18 protein-coding genes and 1 tRNA gene are annotated in these 16,362 nt (G+C 54.6%); 6 read left to right on the top strand and 13 right to left on the bottom strand.

The window, feature by feature from the left end; translation table 11 throughout:
* The first annotated feature begins 67 nt into the window (after positions 1-67).
* A tRNA-Leu gene (locus Q0N43_RS01875) sits at positions 68-151 on the top strand.
* Positions 152-222: 71 nt separating this feature from the next.
* Here Q0N43_RS01875 and Q0N43_RS01880 read toward each other — a convergent pair.
* The 3 genes from Q0N43_RS01880 to Q0N43_RS01890 all read right to left on the bottom strand — a co-directional run bounded on the left by Q0N43_RS01880 (position 223) and on the right by Q0N43_RS01890 (position 3,355).
* Complete coding sequence (locus Q0N43_RS01880; protein ID WP_295441655.1) at positions 223-945, bottom strand: SDR family NAD(P)-dependent oxidoreductase; 723 nt, start codon at positions 943-945, stop codon at positions 223-225.
* 31 nt (positions 946-976) lie between these two features.
* Positions 977-1,951, bottom strand: a complete 975-nt coding sequence (locus Q0N43_RS01885; protein ID WP_295441657.1) for a quinone oxidoreductase — start codon at positions 1,949-1,951, stop codon at positions 977-979.
* 108 nt (positions 1,952-2,059) lie between these two features.
* Complete coding sequence (locus Q0N43_RS01890) at positions 2,060-3,355, bottom strand: MFS transporter (protein WP_295441660.1); 1,296 nt, start codon at positions 3,353-3,355, stop codon at positions 2,060-2,062.
* 130 nt (positions 3,356-3,485) lie between these two features.
* Between Q0N43_RS01890 and pgsA the strand changes: the two genes are divergently transcribed.
* From pgsA to Q0N43_RS01905, 3 genes are read left to right on the top strand one after another with little or no spacing between them, the layout of a single operon-like run.
* A complete protein-coding gene (pgsA, locus tag Q0N43_RS01895) occupies positions 3,486-4,058 on the top strand; it encodes a CDP-diacylglycerol--glycerol-3-phosphate 3-phosphatidyltransferase (protein WP_295441663.1) in 573 nt (190 codons plus the stop codon).
* A gap of 4 nt (positions 4,059-4,062) precedes the next feature.
* Positions 4,063-4,314, top strand: coding sequence for a molybdopterin converting factor subunit 1 (moaD, locus tag Q0N43_RS01900; protein ID WP_295441666.1), 252 nt, complete (start codon positions 4,063-4,065; stop codon positions 4,312-4,314).
* Positions 4,311-4,751 carry a molybdenum cofactor biosynthesis protein MoaE gene (locus tag Q0N43_RS01905; protein WP_295441669.1) on the top strand — a complete coding sequence of 147 codons (441 nt, stop codon included), beginning with the start codon at positions 4,311-4,313 and terminating at the stop codon, positions 4,749-4,751. Before moaD ends, Q0N43_RS01905 begins: the two co-directional genes overlap by 4 nt.
* Here the strand turns inward: Q0N43_RS01905 and Q0N43_RS01910 are convergent, their stop codons facing one another.
* A complete protein-coding gene (locus Q0N43_RS01910; protein WP_295441672.1) occupies positions 4,752-5,657 on the bottom strand; it encodes a hydrogen peroxide-inducible genes activator in 906 nt (301 codons plus the stop codon).
* Between the two features lie 157 nt (positions 5,658-5,814).
* Here Q0N43_RS01910 and epsC point away from each other — a divergent pair, with 157 nt between their 5' ends.
* Both epsC and Q0N43_RS01920 read left to right on the top strand, forming a co-directional pair.
* Positions 5,815-6,552 (top strand): serine O-acetyltransferase EpsC, encoded by a 738-nt coding sequence (gene epsC / locus Q0N43_RS01915; RefSeq protein WP_295441675.1) that lies wholly within the window; start codon positions 5,815-5,817, stop codon positions 6,550-6,552.
* Positions 6,549-6,893 (top strand): DUF2794 domain-containing protein, encoded by a 345-nt coding sequence (locus Q0N43_RS01920; protein WP_295441678.1) that lies wholly within the window; start codon positions 6,549-6,551, stop codon positions 6,891-6,893. The genes epsC and Q0N43_RS01920 overlap by 4 nt, the downstream gene beginning before the upstream one ends.
* Positions 6,894-6,941: 48 nt before the next feature.
* Here the strand turns inward: Q0N43_RS01920 and Q0N43_RS01925 are convergent, their stop codons facing one another.
* From Q0N43_RS01925 to Q0N43_RS01965, 9 genes are all read right to left on the bottom strand, one after another.
* Positions 6,942-7,844 (bottom strand): SDR family oxidoreductase, encoded by a 903-nt coding sequence (locus tag Q0N43_RS01925; protein WP_295441680.1) that lies wholly within the window; start codon positions 7,842-7,844, stop codon positions 6,942-6,944.
* 269 nt (positions 7,845-8,113) lie between these two features.
* Complete coding sequence (phoB, locus tag Q0N43_RS01930) at positions 8,114-8,809, bottom strand: phosphate regulon transcriptional regulator PhoB (RefSeq protein ID WP_295441683.1); 696 nt, start codon at positions 8,807-8,809, stop codon at positions 8,114-8,116.
* Between the two features lie 13 nt (positions 8,810-8,822).
* Positions 8,823-9,494 carry a phosphate signaling complex protein PhoU gene (gene phoU / locus Q0N43_RS01935; RefSeq protein WP_295441686.1) on the bottom strand — a complete coding sequence of 224 codons (672 nt, stop codon included), beginning with the start codon at positions 9,492-9,494 and terminating at the stop codon, positions 8,823-8,825.
* Positions 9,495-9,506: 12 nt separating this feature from the next.
* The gene (gene pstB, locus Q0N43_RS01940; RefSeq protein ID WP_295441687.1) at positions 9,507-10,301 is read right to left on the bottom strand and encodes a phosphate ABC transporter ATP-binding protein PstB; all 795 of its coding nucleotides are present in this window, start codon (positions 10,299-10,301) and stop codon (positions 9,507-9,509) included.
* Positions 10,302-10,304: 3 nt separating this feature from the next.
* The gene (gene pstA / locus Q0N43_RS01945; RefSeq protein ID WP_295441964.1) at positions 10,305-11,558 is read right to left on the bottom strand and encodes a phosphate ABC transporter permease PstA; all 1,254 of its coding nucleotides are present in this window, start codon (positions 11,556-11,558) and stop codon (positions 10,305-10,307) included.
* A gap of 4 nt (positions 11,559-11,562) precedes the next feature.
* The gene (pstC, locus tag Q0N43_RS01950) at positions 11,563-12,951 is read right to left on the bottom strand and encodes a phosphate ABC transporter permease subunit PstC (protein ID WP_295441967.1); all 1,389 of its coding nucleotides are present in this window, start codon (positions 12,949-12,951) and stop codon (positions 11,563-11,565) included.
* A gap of 126 nt (positions 12,952-13,077) precedes the next feature.
* Positions 13,078-14,130 (bottom strand): substrate-binding domain-containing protein, encoded by a 1,053-nt coding sequence (locus Q0N43_RS01955; protein WP_295441690.1) that lies wholly within the window; start codon positions 14,128-14,130, stop codon positions 13,078-13,080.
* Positions 14,131-14,229: 99 nt separating this feature from the next.
* A complete protein-coding gene (locus Q0N43_RS01960; RefSeq protein WP_295441692.1) occupies positions 14,230-15,516 on the bottom strand; it encodes an ATP-binding protein in 1,287 nt (428 codons plus the stop codon).
* Between the two features lie 78 nt (positions 15,517-15,594).
* Positions 15,595-16,275, bottom strand: a complete 681-nt coding sequence (locus Q0N43_RS01965) for an HAD hydrolase-like protein (RefSeq protein ID WP_295441695.1) — start codon at positions 16,273-16,275, stop codon at positions 15,595-15,597.
* Between the last annotated feature and the right edge of the window lie 87 nt (positions 16,276-16,362).

A 16,362-nucleotide genomic window follows, 5' to 3' on the forward strand; every position in this document is an offset into this window, starting at 1 on the left:
ACTTGCATCATGGCGGAGGCTCGGTTAGAGGGGCCTCCGCTTGACCGGGTCCGCCTGGCAAAGATGTGCCCCAGTGGTGGAATGGTAGACGCGCTGGATTCAAAATCCTGTTCCGAAAGGAGTGCCCGTTCGAGTCGGGCCTGGGGCACCACTTATTTTCCTGAAATTGCAGATTTCGGTTTTACCAAATGGGAACGCAACTTCTTTGGCTCAGATTGACCCTTAGAATTTGATCATGATCCGCCGCACAAGCGCAGGCGAGATTGAATATATCATCCGCAGAAGCTTAACCATGCCGACATTGGCCTCCGTGGCATTGGTCGCAATGGCATCAACGATTTCAGCCGCACATTGCTTGGCCGACATTTTATTGCCGTTTATCCGGCCACGCGTCATCGCGGTGTCTACGACAGGCGGCAGCGCCTCAATCACATGGACGTTTGTGTCGCGTAAATTGTGCCGCAGCGATTGGGTGAAACTGCGCAAGCCCGCCTTGGTGGCGCAATAAACCGGGCCGCCCGCACGTGGTGCAATGGCAAGGCCCGAGGTGACATTGACAATCACCGCCTCTTGCCGTTGCAACAAAGTCGGCAGGAGATGGCCGATCAGATGCAATGGTGCGTTGAGGTTTAGGAAAATGGCTTGATCGGTCAGCGCAAGGTCGAGCGGCTCATTGGGGCCGAAATTCCCGCTCATCCCGGCGTTGTTGATCAGCATATCGAGGGGCCTGTCTGCCAAAGCAGCAGCAAGCGCCGCGCAGCCAGCGGCGGTGGAAAGATCAGCTTGAATGGCCTCAAAACCCTCCGTGCGCGCCGATGCCAGCGCGTCTTCGCGGCGGCCGCATACAATCACGCACGCGCCCTTTGCCAGCAGTTGGCGCGCGATTTCCAAGCCGATGCCGTCACTACCACCCGTCACTAACGCGGTCTTATCGGTGATTTTCATAATGCTCCCCCTTATGATTACACTGTGTCGTTTACGGGATCAGCACCGTTGAACCAATGGTTTGGCGTGCCTCCAGATCGCGATGCGCTTGCGCGGCATCTTCAAGGACATAACGTTGTCCAATGGTCATTTCAATGATGCCCTGCGCGAACATGTCGAACACATCTTCTGCACCTGCCGTCCGCTCGGCTGCGTTGTGGTAATAATCAAATAAAGTCGGCCGCGAGACATAAAGCGAGCCCTTTTGCGCGAGCAATGCAAGGTTAACGCCCAAAACGGGGCCGCTCGCATTGCCATAGCTGACGATCAGGCCGCGCCGTGCGGTTGCGTTGATTGAAGTCTCCCAAGTTTCCTGCCCGACACCGTCAAAAGACACTTCAACGCCCTTGCCGCCAGTCAATTCGCGCACCTGTCGGGCAACATCTTCCTTGCCATATAAAATGACATGGTCGGCGCCTGCTGCCCGCGCCAATGCGGCTTTCTCTTCCGTGCTGACGGTACCAATGACGCGCGCGCCGACATGCTTCAGCCATTGGACGAGCAACAAACCGACGCCGCCAGCGGCAGCATGGACCAAAACGTCCCATCCAGGTTGCACCTTGGCACAGCGTTCAATGAGAAATTCGGTAGTGCAGCCTTTCAGTAAACCCGCTGCCGCCACTTCATCGCTGATGCCGTCGGGGACAAGAAACAGACTATGCGTGGGGATATTTCGCGCCGTGCAATACGCGCCAATATTCGGACCAAAAGTAGCGACTCGGTCACCCACACGCCAGTCGGCGACGCCTTGCCCCACGGCTTCAATGACGCCAGCGGCCTCCATGCCCAAACCGCTGGGCATGGCCATCGGATAAAGTCCACTACGATGATAAGTGTCGATAAAGTTGAGGCCAACTGCTGCGTTGCGCATCCGGACTTCGCCCGGGCCAGGTTCGGCAAGTTGAACGTCGGCCCATTCAATAACATCGGGTCCGCCAGTGTGTTGAATATGTGCTGCTCTCTCCATCGGCAAAGATCTCCTGATTGACGCTGCAATGCGTAACAGACGCGGCAAGTGCCCGCCAATTTATGCGAAAGAAAATGGCTAGAAACCCTTTAACGGCGATCACCTGCTTTATTGCGTGACCTGAAGCGCGGCGACGTCGCAGACTTTATGGAGCCGCCAAGCGATCCAAGCGGATATTAAACAGGCCGCTGCGATCATGAACAAAGTGTCGGCAATGCTGACGCCGGAGCTCACGAGCAGGCTGTAGATAATGGCGCCAATGACCATTGCGCCGGCATTGACGATATTGTTGGCAGCAATGGTTCGTGCGGTTTGCGACTTTGCAACAGTAGTGGTCAGAAACGCGTAAAGCGGAACCACGAACATCCCGGCGGCAATAGCGATGCCCAAAATGTCGACTATCATCCGTTCTCCCTTACCAAGTGTCAGGAAACTGTACCAATTCATCAACTCTGTGCCCACCGGCCCCCAATGGCTAACGCTCCACCACAGGTCGAGAACGAACAGCCCCATGACAATCACCGATGCCGGTGCATATTTCGCAGAGACCGTTCCGTTAAGCAGGCGGTTGATGGCAATCGAGCCAATCGCGACACCGATGGAGAAAAATGTGGTAAACAAGGTCGCTACGGTATTGTCGCCGCCAATTGCATTTTTGACCATTGGCGGAAAAATGGAACCCAACACCGCGCCAATACCCCAAAAAAAACTGATCGCCATGATGGCCATGAACAAATGGGGGAAATGCATAGTGTCGCGGACAAGCCGCCAGCTGCTACGGAAGATATTCCAGTCCATTTTGGCTGTCGGTGCGTCGTTTTCGGGTGGCGCGACTGGCACAGACTGAGCGGTTATGCGCCCGATTATGGCAATGATGATGATGCAGACGCCGGCAATTTCGCCAGGGATAATGCCGCCTGCGATCGTGCCCCCCAATATGGCCAAATAGGTTCCAGCCTCCACAAGGCCAGTACCACCCAGCACCTCATCTTTTTCCAGATGTTGCGGCAGGATTGCATACTTGATTGGGCCAAAAAATGTCGAATGCACGCCCATCGCAAACAAGGTGGCGAGCATCAGCGGAATATTCTGCAAATAGATACCCGCTGCACCAAATAGCATTATGAATATCTCGGCCGTTTTCACCATGCGGATGACCTTGGTTTTTTCAATCGTGTCCGCCAATTGCCCCGCCAGCGCCGAAAACAGGAAAAACGGCAAGATGAACAGTGCGCCTGCAATCGCGTTGAAATTTGCTTCGCGCGCGGGGTCCGAATAAATGTCGTAGGTGACCAAGATCACCATCGTCATTTTGTAGAAATTATCGTTGAAGGCGTTGAGAAACTGCGTGACGAATAGCGGCAGAAAGCGGCGCTTGTTCATCAGAGACATTGTTGTGGCCATAAGGTTACCAGTTTCTCATGCGGAGGATGCCCCGTGCCTTAGCTGCCGGTTGGAAGCATAGCAAAGCGCATTTCGGATCGCTGGTAAATAGTCAGGTGATTTTACACGCGCATCACGCTATCGGTGCTTTATGCTTAGCTTGCCCAATATCCTGACCTTGTCGCGAATTTTCGCCGTGCCCATACTGGTCTTCTTATTGTGGCCCGGGACCAAGCCTATGAGCGTGCAGCCGCTACCGCTCGATTATTCATTTGCATTCGTGCTGTACTGTCTGATGGGGATCACCGATTATTTCGACGGCTATCTTGCCCGCGCGCAAGGGACGGTGTCGAAACTGGGCGTCTTTCTTGACCCCATTGCCGACAAAATCATGATTGCCGCCGTCATTTTGATGCTGGTCTTCACGCGCGATGTGGAGGGGTGGCACGTGATTGCCGCCTTGATCATCTTGTTGCGCGAAATGATTGTGTCGGGTTTGCGCGAGTTTCTTGCAGGTCTTCAGATTTCGGTGCCAGTGTCCAAACTCGCCAAATGGAAAACGACATTTCAATTGGTCTCGCTTGGCGGGGTCATTTTGGCTGGGGCGCTGCCGGACTGGATTTTGCTGAAGCAAGCGGCGTTGCTGTTGTTGTGGATCGCGGCGGTGCTGACGATGATTACCGGTTGGGATTATCTGCGCGTCGGCATTAAGCATATGGATTGACGCCATGAAATTGTTGTATTTTGCCAGCGTGCGCGAGGCGATCGGGCTGTCATCCGAAGAATATGATGTGCCGCAGGATGCCCGCACTGTTGGCGATCTTGTGGCTTGGATTTCCGCGGGTTCCCAAGAGCATGCCCGCGCATTACACGACCTTTCACGCCTGCGGTTCGCGTTGGACCAAGAAATGGTTACAGGCGATGCTCTGCTTGGTGCGGCGCAGGAACTGGCGATCTTCCCTCCGGTCACGGGCGGATGAAAGCGGTGCGGATCAGCGATGCGCCAATTGAGCCCGCGTCGGAGCTGGCCGCTTTGGCGGGTCTTGGCGGCGGTGCATTGGCCAGCTTCACGGGTATTGTGCGCAACGATGGCGGGGTAACCGCGATTGAATTGGAACATTATCCCGGCATGACGGAGGCAAGTCTTTCAAGCCTCATAGAAGCCGCCACAGCGCGATGGTCGTTGCTGGGCGCCGTCATCACCCATCGCGTTGGAATTGTCCCTGTGGGGGGGGCTGTGGTCGTTGTCGGAGCCGCTTCGCTACACCGGGCGGAGGCATTGGAGGCGACGGCGTTCCTCATTGACCGGCTGAAGACCGAGGCACCATTTTGGAAGCGCGAGCATTATGCCGATGGCACCGCAAAATGGGTCGACGCCAAAGCCAGCGATGACGCGCGGTCCGACCGTTGGGCGTAATTATGCGGCGTGCAAGGCGCGCAGCGCATCTGCCAGCAGTTCAAATTCCTCACGGCGCGGGCTGTTGGTGCGCCACACCAACGCAATCTCGCGTGACGCATGTTCGGCGTTCAATGGGCGGGCCTGCACATCGGTGCCGTTCAACAATCCAGCTTTAACCGCCATTTCGGGGATGATGGTAAGGCCAAGGCCATTATCGACCATTTGCACCAACGTATGCAGCGATGTGCCCAGCATAGTTGCAAAGGCGCGCATTTCGGGGCGGTTGCATGCGGCAAGCGCATGGTCCTTAAGGCAGTGGCCATCGACCAGCAAAAGCATCCGGCTTTCGTCGATTAGCTCGGGCTTAATGCTTTCGGGGGGATCGCGCGGGTCATCCTTGGGAAACGCCACAAACAAGCGGTCCTCAAACAACGTCGCTTTTTCAATATCGCCAGCGGCAAAGGGCAGCGCAAGCAATACGCAATCGACATGTCCATGATGCAACGCGTCGATCGCAGCGGCGCTGGTTTCTTCGCGCAAATATAATTTCAAATCGGGATATTGCTTACGCAATGCGGGCAATAATTTCGGCAGCAAAAACGGCGCGATGGTTGGAATGACGCTCATCCGCAGGTCATCGGCCAATGGCGTACCCGCTGAACGTGCCATTTCCGCCAGTTCCTCTGCTTCACGCAATATCCGGTGCGCCTTTGCGACGATCTTGTTGCCAAGCGGGGTGAACCGGACAACGCGGCGCGTGCGTTCGACCAACATAAGGCCAAGTAGCGATTCCAGCTCGCGAATGCCCGCCGATAGCGTCGATTGCGTGACGAAGCAGGACTCGGCGGCCTTGCCAAAATGGCCAAGCTCTTGCAACGCCGCCAGATATTGCAGCTGTTTTAGCGTTGGAAGATATGTGCTCATAAATCGGTTCCGTTAATCAATGGGCAGCATATAATCGCTTTTACCAATTTTTATACACATAATTATTGGCAAACTGCATCCTTTGCTGGAAAAGCCCAGCCAAACGTCTTAGCTTGGACGCAATCAACGGGTCCGGCAAAGGCCAGCAGAGTCATTTATGTTTATTTCTAATCTCATCGAATATCTCGACTCGATCAAAGAACGAGACCCGGCACCGCGTTCGCGGTGGGAGATATTATTATATCCCGGCGTTTGGGCGGTCGGCTATCACCGCGTCGCGCATTGGTTATTTTTGGGGCATATGTTTTTTCTGGCGCGGCTGGTTAATCACTTTGCGCGCTTCATGACGGGTATCGACATTCACCCTGGTGCGAAAATTGGCAGCAAATTCTTTTTGGATCACGGTTTCAGCGTCATTGGCGAAACAGCGGAAATCGGTGACAATGTCACCATGTATCAAAATGTCACGCTTGGCGGCACCAATCCGACGACAGGAATTGGTGGAAAGCGGCATCCGACCATATTGGATAATGTCATCATCGGTTCGGGCGCGCAGATTCTTGGGCCAATTACGGTTGGCGAACGTGCGCGCATTGGCGCGGCTGCGGTCGTGACAGAGGATGTGCCAGCCGGCGCGACCATGATTGGTCAAAAAGCGCGATCAACCTTGGTAAAGGCGGAAACTTACGCGCGTGATTTCATGCCCTATGGTACGCCATGCCGCGAAATGTTCGATCCAGCGACACAAAGCCTTGAGATCATGCAATGCGAGATTGAAAGCTTGCGCAAGAAAGTGGCCGAGTTGATGGCACAGCGCGATGCCGCTTCAAACGTTGCGCCTGCCAAGCCACGTCCAGCCCAGCCACGTCCAGCAAAGGGACGCAAGGTCAGTTGAGCGCCGTCGTCACACCCTTTCCCGGGGTTAGCCGCCACAATCAGGTTGGCTTTGAAAAAAATGAGCTGACGCAAATCCTGAACCTATATGGCCGGATGGTCGCGGCGGGTAATTGGCGGGATTATGCCATTGACTTGGGCCGCGACGCCGCTGTGTTTAGCATGTTCCGCCGCGCGACCGAGCGCCCCGAATATCGCATCGAAAAACGCCCCGCGTTGCGCAATCGCCAAGGCATGTGGGCGTTGGTGGGCGAAGGCGGCGCAATCCTGAAACGCGGCCATGAACTGGGGCCAGTGCTGGCACCTGTCGAACGCAAGTTAATGAAACTGGTCGACGCATAAAACAAGCCCGGCCAAAGACCGAGCTTTTTAAGATAATATCGGGATAATTTAGCCCAAGGCCTGCAACGCCTTCATGACGGCGACGGATTGTTCGCCGCCCGATTGCGGCACCGTTTCGCCGGTGCGGTCGATGATCTTGTCCCATGCTGCGGCAAAACCTTCGACATTGCGGTCTTCCTGACGCAACGCGACGCCGGGCGTCATGGTGACATAAGCGGCGTGATAGCCACCGCCGCCTGCACCGATGATCATGTTGGTCGGCGCATCTTCGCTGACCAGATAGAGCGCGGCTGGAACGACATTTTCAGGCGTAAATTGGTCGAACAGCCCTTCTGGGAAAATATCCTCGGTCATGCGTGTGCCAGCGACCGGGGCAAGCGAATTGACGCGGACATTATACTTCGCGCCTTCCAAATGCAGCGTCTTGGTAAAGCCGGCAAGGCCAAGCTTTGCTGCGCCATAATTGGCTTGGCCAAAATTGCCGTATAGGCCAGTTGACGAGGTGGTCATCAAGATACGGCCATAGGCTTGGTCCCGCATCGTGTCCCAAACGGCCTTGGTGCAATTGGCCGAACCCATGACATGTACCTGAAGCACCAGATCGAAATCGGGCATGTCCATCTTGGCAAAGCTTTTGTCGCGCAAGATACCGGCATTGTTGATCAGGATATGGACGCCGCCAAAGGCCTCTTTTGCCTTTGCGACCATTTCGACCATCTGTTCATATTCGGTGACGCTGCCGCCATTGGCCATCGCTTCGCCGCCAGCGGATTTGATCTGCTCAACGACTTGCGCCGCTGCATCAGATGTTCCCGTACCGTCGCGCGCGCCGCCCAGATCATTGACCACCACTTTGGCACCGCGCTTGGCGAGTTCAAGGGCATAAGCCTTGCCCAAACCGCCGCCTGCACCCGTTACAATTGCAACCTTGTCTTTAAAACTGATGGTCATAGTCGATCTCCAATATGCACAACGGACAAAGCCGCCAAATTTGCCCGCGTCTTGGCATGGCCCGTCACTTGACGCAAGCGTAAAGCAAGGTTGGAAAGGCTGGCACGAAGAGAGAATTTATTCCTAGGGTCAGGATCACCAAATTGCTTTCCAAGCGTCATCAACGGATGGTCTATTTTTTAGGCAGCCGCAATGAATCCCCGCTGTATTGCCACCGCACTTGCAACGCTGATGGGGTTTGGCGTTTCCGTGCGCCGACAGCTTTCCTGTTAGACGGCGTCTTGGTCCAACGAATAGCCCGCCGAACGGACCGTCCGGATGATGTCGCTGTCAAAGTCTTCGTTCAGGGCTTTGCGCAGGCGGCGGATATGGACATCAACGGTGCGGATTTCGATGTCGCTGTCATGGCCCCAGACGCTGTCGAGCAAGCGCTCACGCGAAAAGACATGGCCTGGATATTCGAGGAAATGCTTTAGCAACCGGTATTCGGTCGGACCCAAAGGCACCTGCTTACCACCGCGTTTCACCTTATGCGCGACGGTGTCCATTTCGACATCACCGAAGCGCAAGGCTTCGCCAGCCAAGGCGGGGCGCACGCGGCGGAGGACGGCCTTGGCACGGGCAACGAGCTCGCGTGGTGAAAACGGCTTGGTGACATAATCATCAGCACCGATTTCAAGTCCACGTATCCGGTCATCCTCTTCACCGCGTGCGGTTAGCATGATGATTGGCACATTGGCGGTGTTGTCAGACTTGCGCAATTGGCGGCATACTTCGATGCCAGATAAATTCTCCAGCATCCAATCGAGCAATACCAAATCAGGTGTGCGCTCCTTGGCCATCAATAGCGCCTCTTCACCGTCGCCAGTGTTTTGGACGTCGAATTCTTCGCGTTCAAAATGCCAGCGTACCAACTCGGCAAGCGCACTGTCGTCTTCAACCAATAGCAATTGCGCCTTGGGCATATAAATCTCCGCTTCAAGCGTCGGGCAGGTTTTCACCCGTTTCGGTAAAATAAATCATTTGCGCTACATTAGTGGTGTGATCGCCAATCCGTTCAAGGTTTTTTGCGGTGAACAGCAAATGCGCAACTTCCGTCGCATTTTGGGGATTTTTGACGACATAAGCGACGAAGTCTACGAATAAATCCTTGTTAAGCTGATCCACCACATCGTCGCGAACGGTGACCGCGCAGGCCAGATCGACGTCCCGCTTGGCATAAGCGTCCATCGCCATGCGGATCATTTCGACGACGATTTCGCCCATGCGGCCCAATTGCTCAAGCGCGGAGGACGGTATCTTGCCATTCATCTGCGGCACGCGCTTGGCGATATTTTTGGCATAATCGCCAATGCGTTCAATGACGGCCGACATTTTGAGCGCGGCGATTAGCTCACGCAAATCATCCGCCATTGGTGCGCGCAATGCGATCGTCCGGACCACCAATCGTTCGACTTCGGTTTCGAGTGTGTCGATGATTTTGTCATCAGCGCGGATGGTTGCGGCTGTATCGGTATCATGCTCGCGCAACGCCTTCATCGCCGCAATGACTGCAGCTTCGGCCCGCGAACCCATTTCGGCAATGAGCCCACGGATTTCGTCCATATCATCGTCAAATGCCGTGATTGTGTGCTTTGTGCCCGTGGTCATGTCGCAACCTTTCTAACCGTAACGGCCGGTAATATAATCTTTGGTGCGGTCTTCGCGTGGATTGGTAAATATGTCCGACGTTTCGCCAAATTCAATCAAATCGCCCAAATGGAAAAAGGCGGTGCGTTGCGACACGCGCGCGGCCTGCTGCATATTATGGGTCACGATGATGATGGCGTATTTTCCGCGCAGGTCGTGAATTAACTCCTCAATCCGCGCAGTGGCAATTGGGTCAAGCGCGGAGCAAGGCTCATCCATCAATATAACTTCAGGGTCCACTGCAATGGCGCGGGCAATGCACAGGCGCTGCTGCTGACCGCCGGAAAGCGCCGTTCCGCTTTCGCTCAGGCGATCCTTGACCTCAGTCCACAATCCAGCGCGAGTGAGTGACGTCTCGACGATGTGATCCAACTCGGCCTTGCCGCTGGCCAGACCGTGGATACGCGGACCATAAGCGACATTGTCGTAAATCGATTTCGGGAATGGATTTGGCTTTTGAAACACCATTCCGACGCGCGCGCGCAATTGCACGACATCCATGCCAGATGCATAAATGTCTTCGTCGTCGAGCAATATCTGGCCTTCGACGCGGGCTCCGGCGACGGTGTCGTTCATCCGGTTCAAAGACCGCAGAAATGTTGACTTTCCGCAACCGGATGGACCGATAAACGCAGTCACATTTTGCTGATCAACGTCAATCGAGACGTCGTGAATGGCTTGCTTCTCGCCATAGTATACATTCACATTGCGAGTGGATATTTTGGCTATTCCAGGGGTTACGCCCACATTACCGTCCTTTGTTTTCATAAGTCACCAACGCGTTTCGAAACGGTTGCGAAGATAGATGGCAAGGGCGTTCATGCCCAACAAGAATATCAGCAACACAATGATTGCGGCACTGGTTTTTTCGACAAAGCCCTGATTGACCTCGTCCGACCAAAGATAGATTTGCACAGGCAAAGCGGTTGTCGCGTCGGTGAAGCCTTCGGGCGCAGCTGGGATGAAGGCACGCATGCCAATCATCAACAATGGTGCAGTTTCACCCAAGGCGCGCGCCATGCCGATAATCGTGCCGGTTAATATGCCCGGAAGGGCAAGTGGGAGCACATGGTGGAACACGACTTGCACAGGCGAGGCACCAATGCCCAACGCCGCCTCACGTATCGACGGCGGCACGGATTTGATAGCATTGCGGCCCGCAATGACGATGACCGGCATCGTCATCAGCGCAAGTGTCAAACCGCCGACCAATGCAGACGACCGCGGCATACCGAACATGGTCAGGAAAACCGCCAGACCCAGCAGACCAAAGATGATGGAGGGCACGGCCGCCAAATTGTTGATCGACACTTCAATCAAGTCGGTCAGCTTATTCTTGGCGGCATATTCCTCAAGGTATAAAGCGGCCAATACGCCGACTGGGAAGGCAAGCATCAGGGTAATCGCCATGGTCATCAGCGAGCCCTTAAACGCTGCCCATATGCCTACCGCCGATGGGTCCGTGGCGTCGGCACCTGTCAGGAACGTCCAGTTAAAGCCAGTGCGCAATGCGTCTTTTTGCGCCAGCGTTGCAACTGTTTGTTCGGCTGCAGGCTCCCCATCGCGTTTGAACGCAACGTCCAATCGCGAATCTACTGGCAACCACAGCTGCTGCTTTGACTTGACGAGGCCGGGATTATCCATCAGCATCTGCCGCACATTGCCCGCAGCGCCCGATGTCAAAAGACCCTCGCTTATGTCGCCATATTGCTGACTAACAGCGAGTTCGACAATGCCGGGAACATCCATAGAATTGAGCGCGGCATCGGCATTAGGGCCACTGATTGCGGCAGCCGTCGTTCCCGACGTTAACGCAGGAAAGTCAAAATCGACCGCAATTTCTGTGCGCTGAAAACCACGCAAGCCTTGGCCCATCATCGTGAACAGCAAAAAGGCGAGGAACACAGTCGACAAGGCAACAGCCAGAAAGCCCATCACCTTAAACCGACGCTCGGCCGCATAGCGCCGCGCAATCCGCTTTTGCATGATCTGCCCGTTCCAGTCGGTGGGCGTCGGTTCCGTCATGGCTTCACTCATATGCTTCCCGATATTTTTTCACGACCCGTAAGGCGACATAATTGAGGAAGAATGTCGTCACGAACAACGCAAGGCCAAGCGCAAATGCCGCAAGCGTATGCGGGCTTCCGAAATCTTGGTCACCGGTCAAAAGCGCGACAATCTGAACGGTCACCGTGGTGATCGTTGCAAATGGGTTGGCGGTTAGGTTGGCGGTATAGCCCGCCGCCATGACGACGATCATGGTTTCGCCAATCGCGCGGCTGACCGCCAACAATACACCGCCGACAACGCCGGGCAGGGCGGCTGGCAACAACACCTTTTTGATGGTTTCGCTCTTCGTTGCCCCCATGGCGAGGCTTCCGTCGCGCATCGCATTGGGAACCGCAGCAATGCTATCATCGGACATGGACGATACCAAGGGTATGATCATCACACCCATCACAATGCCAGCGGCCAAGGCATTATCGGAGGCCGCATTGCTAAAGCCAAGCATCACGGCAAAGTCACGCACCGCAGGCGCCACCGTTAATGCGGCAAAATATCCATAGACCACAGTTGGCACACCGGCGAGAATTTCGAGGATAGGCTTCATCCATTTACGCACGGTCGCGGACGCATATTGCGTTAAGAAAATCGCACTCATCAAGCCGAGCGGAATGGCGACAATCATGGCAATGATCGCGCCAATGAAGATCGTGCCCCAGAATAACGGAATCGCGCCATACCCATTGTCTGCGCCAGGCGTCACAACCGATTTTGGGTTCCATTCCGTGCCAAACAGAAATTCAAATGGCGATACCATTGAGAAGAAACGCCATGATTCAAAAATCAACGAGGCAAAAATTCCCAGCGTTGTAAGAATGGCAATCAATGATGCGACCAGTAACCCGAACATGACAACGCGCTCGACTTTGCTGCGGGCGCGAAAGTCGGGTTTTAAACGGGTGAAGGCATATGCGCCGCCAGCGAAAAGCAGCAATAATGTCGCGGCAACGCCAATCAATTTATAATATGCCAATGCGCTTTTGTATAAAGGAACGAGCTTTTCGCTCTCATTCTGAAACGCAGCGATTTGGAAACCTTGAGCAATCGCCCGCGCTTCCGACAGGATCGCGGCGCGCGCGAAGCCTTCTTGGGGCAAGTCGGCAGCGGCGGGAGCCGACAGCACCATGTCCGTGACCAATGCCGGGGAAATCGATTGCCAGATGAACATGAAAACAAGCGCAGGGGCAATGGCGCAGATCGCGACGAACCAGCCGTGATAATAAGGCAGGCTGTTTACGGTGCCCCGCGGCCCACCTTTTGCACTGCGCACAAACGCAGCGGCCCGCGCACGCCCAGCTATCCAACCAATCAGGCCGAGACCAAGGACAAGGAAGAGCAATGCCGTTCCAGTCATAAACTTAACCATGCTCCCTTGAAACAGATGATCCGAAACCCGTCATACATAGCGCCCAGAAATAGCAAGGGCTTGGTTCAAACACAGATTCGATCCAAACCCATAGACGCCATCATTGTTGCAATTTTATTTCAAATCTGCACCCGTCATTACGGTCAGGTCGTTTGCAGAGCCGCTGGCGGTCTTATAGTCGGCATCGCTTGACGCAATCATACCCAATTTTGTGAGATAACCGCCGACGACACCGCCCTTCAGGAATTCGAGGACGAAATCTTGAATGCCCGGAATTTTATCGACATGCGCTTTTTTTACATAAATAAACATCTTGCGCGCGCCGGGGTAGCTGCCATCTGAGATCGTGGCGATAGTTGGGTTTACCCCATTCATGGTGATGCCATGCACCTTCGATGCATTTTCTTCCATATAGCTATAGCCGAAAATGCCGACCATGTTCGGGTTGGAGCTGAGCTTCTGCACGATCAGATTGTCGTTTTCGCCTTGCTCCTTGAACGCACCATCATTGCGCACTTCAGTGCATATCGCCTTGTATTTGTTTTCGTCGCTATCTTTCAACGCCTTGGTCGCTGCATCCGTATTGCAGCCAACTTCCATGATTAGTTCATGGAAAGAATCGCGCGTGCCCGATGTCGTTGGCGGGCCATAAGCCGAAATAGGTAAGTTGGGCAGGGCAGGGTTAACATCGGACCAAAGCTTGGCGGTCTGTGGTTTGCCAAACGGATTGGCTGCAAGCGCCTTGTAAACATCGGCGGTGGACAATGCGAACTTCGTGCCCGCGTTGGACTGCGCCAGCGCAAGCCCGTCAATACCGACCTGAACTTCGATCACGTCCTTCACGCCATTTTTCTGGCAGTTAACGAACTCGCTCTTTTTCATGCGACGCGAGGCATTGACGATATCGGGCGTATCCGCGCCGACACCCTTGCAGAACTGCTCAATTCCGCCGCCAGTGCCAGTCGATTCCAGTACGGGCGATTTGCGCGATGGGTCTGCCTTTGCAAATGCCTCTGATGCGGCCTTGGCAAATGGGAACACCGTCGAAGAACCCACAATCCGGATTTCCTGACGCGAGCCACCCGCAGCGCCGCCGGTGCTGGCTTGGTCATTACACGCTGACAGCGCGAGTGCACTTACGGCAATGAGCGATAATTTCTTCAACATATTGGCTGTCCCCATAATGGATTTGGCGCGGTTAGAACTAGAAGTAACAGGGCCATTAGACGGCCCAGATGGATGATAAATGACTCTTGTATTACATTTTTATGACGGCCCCGTTGGCGCAACCGGTAACAATATCGACACCGTCGTACCCTTGCCGACTTTACTGCGGATTTCCAGATGGCCCCGATGCCGATCAACGATATGTTTGACAAGGCTTAAGCCTAAGCCAGTTCCACCAACCAAGCGACTTCGCCCTGAATCCACACGATAAAACCGTTCAGTTAGGCGTGGCAAATGTTCAGGGGAAATGCCGTCTCCGACATCTGTCACCGTAAAATTAATCATGGCGCCAGATCGCGAACGCAATAATGAGACCGTGACGGGCGTGCCAGCACGACCATATTTCAGCGAATTGTTCAAAATGTTGCTCGCCAACTGCCGCAATTGCCCGGCGTCTCCCATGACAGGTGGCAGACCTGCCGTCACATCGACCACAATATCTGCGCCACGGTCCTTTTGGCTGTTGCGCAGTTGCTCAACGGTTTCCACGACGATGTCGCAAAAATCGACGGGCGTTTGTGGTGGATCATATTTTTCGGCCTCAATCCGGCTCAGCGACATCAGGTCACGGACCAGCGCCTGCATCCGGTCGGTTTCCGTGGCCATGATACCCAGAAACCGGCTGCGCGTGGCAATGTCATCGCCCGCTGCGGGATCATCCAGCGTTTCGATAAAGCCCTTGATAGCGGCCAATGGCGTTAGCAATTCGTGACTTGCATTGGCGACGAAATCGACGCGCATTTGTTCGGCGGCCTGTGTTCCGCTGCGGTCGGCCAAGTGCACGATTTTCTGCGATGGACCCATGGTCTGAATCCGCATGTCCCATAATTGGTTTTTCTGGCCAATGCCCGCCAGCCGAATCGGGTGTCCGCTGTGCTGCACCTCTGGATCGGACAGCCGTTCAATCGCGCCAGCGTGACGGAACGCCATCCGGACATTTTGGCCAACAATATTTGCGCCAAGCAAACGTAGCGCAACTTGATTGGCAGCCGTGACGCGGGCATTTTCGACCATCAATATGGCATCCGCCGAAGTATCAATAAACGCCTGCAATTGTGGATGCGAGATGATAGCCGGGATATCGAGGCTATTGCCATCAGATGTGGCTGGTTCGGCAGGTGCCTCTTCGCGATCATGGGGATCGGCAACGACGAACAATGCAACCAACATGGATACAAATATAACGAGAAAGCGTTCGGCGGATCCTTCCATTTGGGATGCGAACATTGCGCCGACAAATGCCAGCGCAAATGCAAAAATCATGCGGGGAGACATCCAACTGTTCACTTTATACCCTGCTGCAATGCCTGTGAGATCGCCCCACATATAGACGCAGCAAATTGGCGCAAGCAACGGCGAAGAGAAAATCGGCTCGGCTCGGCGTGCTCTGCGCGTCTGCGTGACCTAATTTGAACCCATGCTTTTGAGGCAATCCAGCAATTCGTCAAAATGATCAATGATTGCGTCTGCGCCCATGTCCTCGACTGGCCCATGCAAAAACCCGAAACTCGCGGCCACGCTCGGCACGCTGGCATTTTTTGCCGCCATCATATCGTAAATCGAATCGCCGATGTAAGCCGCCCGTCCGCCACCACAGCGTTTGATCATTTCAAAAATCGGTGCGCCTGAAGGTTTGGCATTTTCCTTGCCCAAAGTATCTGCGCCCAAGATGCATCCCATACGGTGTGCCAGGTTAAGGTCGGTGAGCAATTTGACCGCAAGGCTCTCAAACTTGTTGGTCACCACGGCATAACGCACTCCCATTTCATCAAGTGCATCCAGCACCGCCAACGCGCCATCGAACGGGCGGCTATGCACCGACACATGCGCTTCATAATATCCGAGCATCTGGCGGTAGAGCGGTTTGAAATCGCCATCCGGAATGCCGCCTGTTGCCTCAAGCCCTTGTTGTAGCATCAGCTTTGCGCCGCCGCCAATATGCTGCTTCACGGTTTCTGGCGATAGCAGCGGCCTGCTGACGCTTTCCAGGACATGATTGACCGCAGCGGTCAGATCGCCGCTGGTGTCGACTAAAGTACCGTCAAGATCAAAGCCGATGATGTCGAAAGGAAAATCCAAACCCAAGCCCCAAACTCCCCAATTATTTGTCCAATTATTTTTGTGTGTCGCGCGTCATTGAAGTGTTGTTCTGGAAACTGCAACAATTTGCTG

Origin of the sequence: Sphingorhabdus sp. EL138 (assembly GCF_945882965.1) — a bacterium.
Classification (GTDB): Bacteria; Pseudomonadota; Alphaproteobacteria; order Sphingomonadales; family Sphingomonadaceae; genus Sphingorhabdus_B.

What these genes read in the sequence shown, in the direction of transcription:
- Q0N43_RS01880 (WP_295441655.1), bottom strand. Translation starts at nt 945, where the DNA reads ATGAAAATCACCGATAAGACCGCGTTAGTGACGGGTGGTAGTGACGGC.
- Q0N43_RS01885 (WP_295441657.1), bottom strand. Translation starts at nt 1,951, where the DNA reads ATGGAGAGAGCAGCACATATTCAACACACTGGCGGACCCGATGTTATT.
- Q0N43_RS01890 (WP_295441660.1), bottom strand. Translation starts at nt 3,355, where the DNA reads ATGGCCACAACAATGTCTCTGATGAACAAGCGCCGCTTTCTGCCGCTA.
- pgsA (WP_295441663.1), top strand. Translation starts at nt 3,486, where the DNA reads ATGCTTAGCTTGCCCAATATCCTGACCTTGTCGCGAATTTTCGCCGTG.
- moaD (WP_295441666.1), top strand. Translation starts at nt 4,063, where the DNA reads ATGAAATTGTTGTATTTTGCCAGCGTGCGCGAGGCGATCGGGCTGTCA.
- Q0N43_RS01905 (WP_295441669.1), top strand. Translation starts at nt 4,311, where the DNA reads ATGAAAGCGGTGCGGATCAGCGATGCGCCAATTGAGCCCGCGTCGGAG.
- Q0N43_RS01910 (WP_295441672.1), bottom strand. Translation starts at nt 5,657, where the DNA reads ATGAGCACATATCTTCCAACGCTAAAACAGCTGCAATATCTGGCGGCG.
- epsC (WP_295441675.1), top strand. Translation starts at nt 5,815, where the DNA reads ATGTTTATTTCTAATCTCATCGAATATCTCGACTCGATCAAAGAACGA.
- Q0N43_RS01925 (WP_295441680.1), bottom strand. Translation starts at nt 7,844, where the DNA reads ATGACCATCAGTTTTAAAGACAAGGTTGCAATTGTAACGGGTGCAGGC.
- phoB (WP_295441683.1), bottom strand. Translation starts at nt 8,809, where the DNA reads ATGCCCAAGGCGCAATTGCTATTGGTTGAAGACGACAGTGCGCTTGCC.
- phoU (WP_295441686.1), bottom strand. Translation starts at nt 9,494, where the DNA reads ATGACCACGGGCACAAAGCACACAATCACGGCATTTGACGATGATATG.
- pstB (WP_295441687.1), bottom strand. Translation starts at nt 10,301, where the DNA reads ATGAAAACAAAGGACGGTAATGTGGGCGTAACCCCTGGAATAGCCAAA.
- pstA (WP_295441964.1), bottom strand. Translation starts at nt 11,558, where the DNA reads ATGACGGAACCGACGCCCACCGACTGGAACGGGCAGATCATGCAAAAG.
- pstC (WP_295441967.1), bottom strand. Translation starts at nt 12,951, where the DNA reads ATGACTGGAACGGCATTGCTCTTCCTTGTCCTTGGTCTCGGCCTGATT.
- Q0N43_RS01955 (WP_295441690.1), bottom strand. Translation starts at nt 14,130, where the DNA reads ATGTTGAAGAAATTATCGCTCATTGCCGTAAGTGCACTCGCGCTGTCA.
- Q0N43_RS01960 (WP_295441692.1), bottom strand. Translation starts at nt 15,516, where the DNA reads ATGTGGGGCGATCTCACAGGCATTGCAGCAGGGTATAAAGTGAACAGT.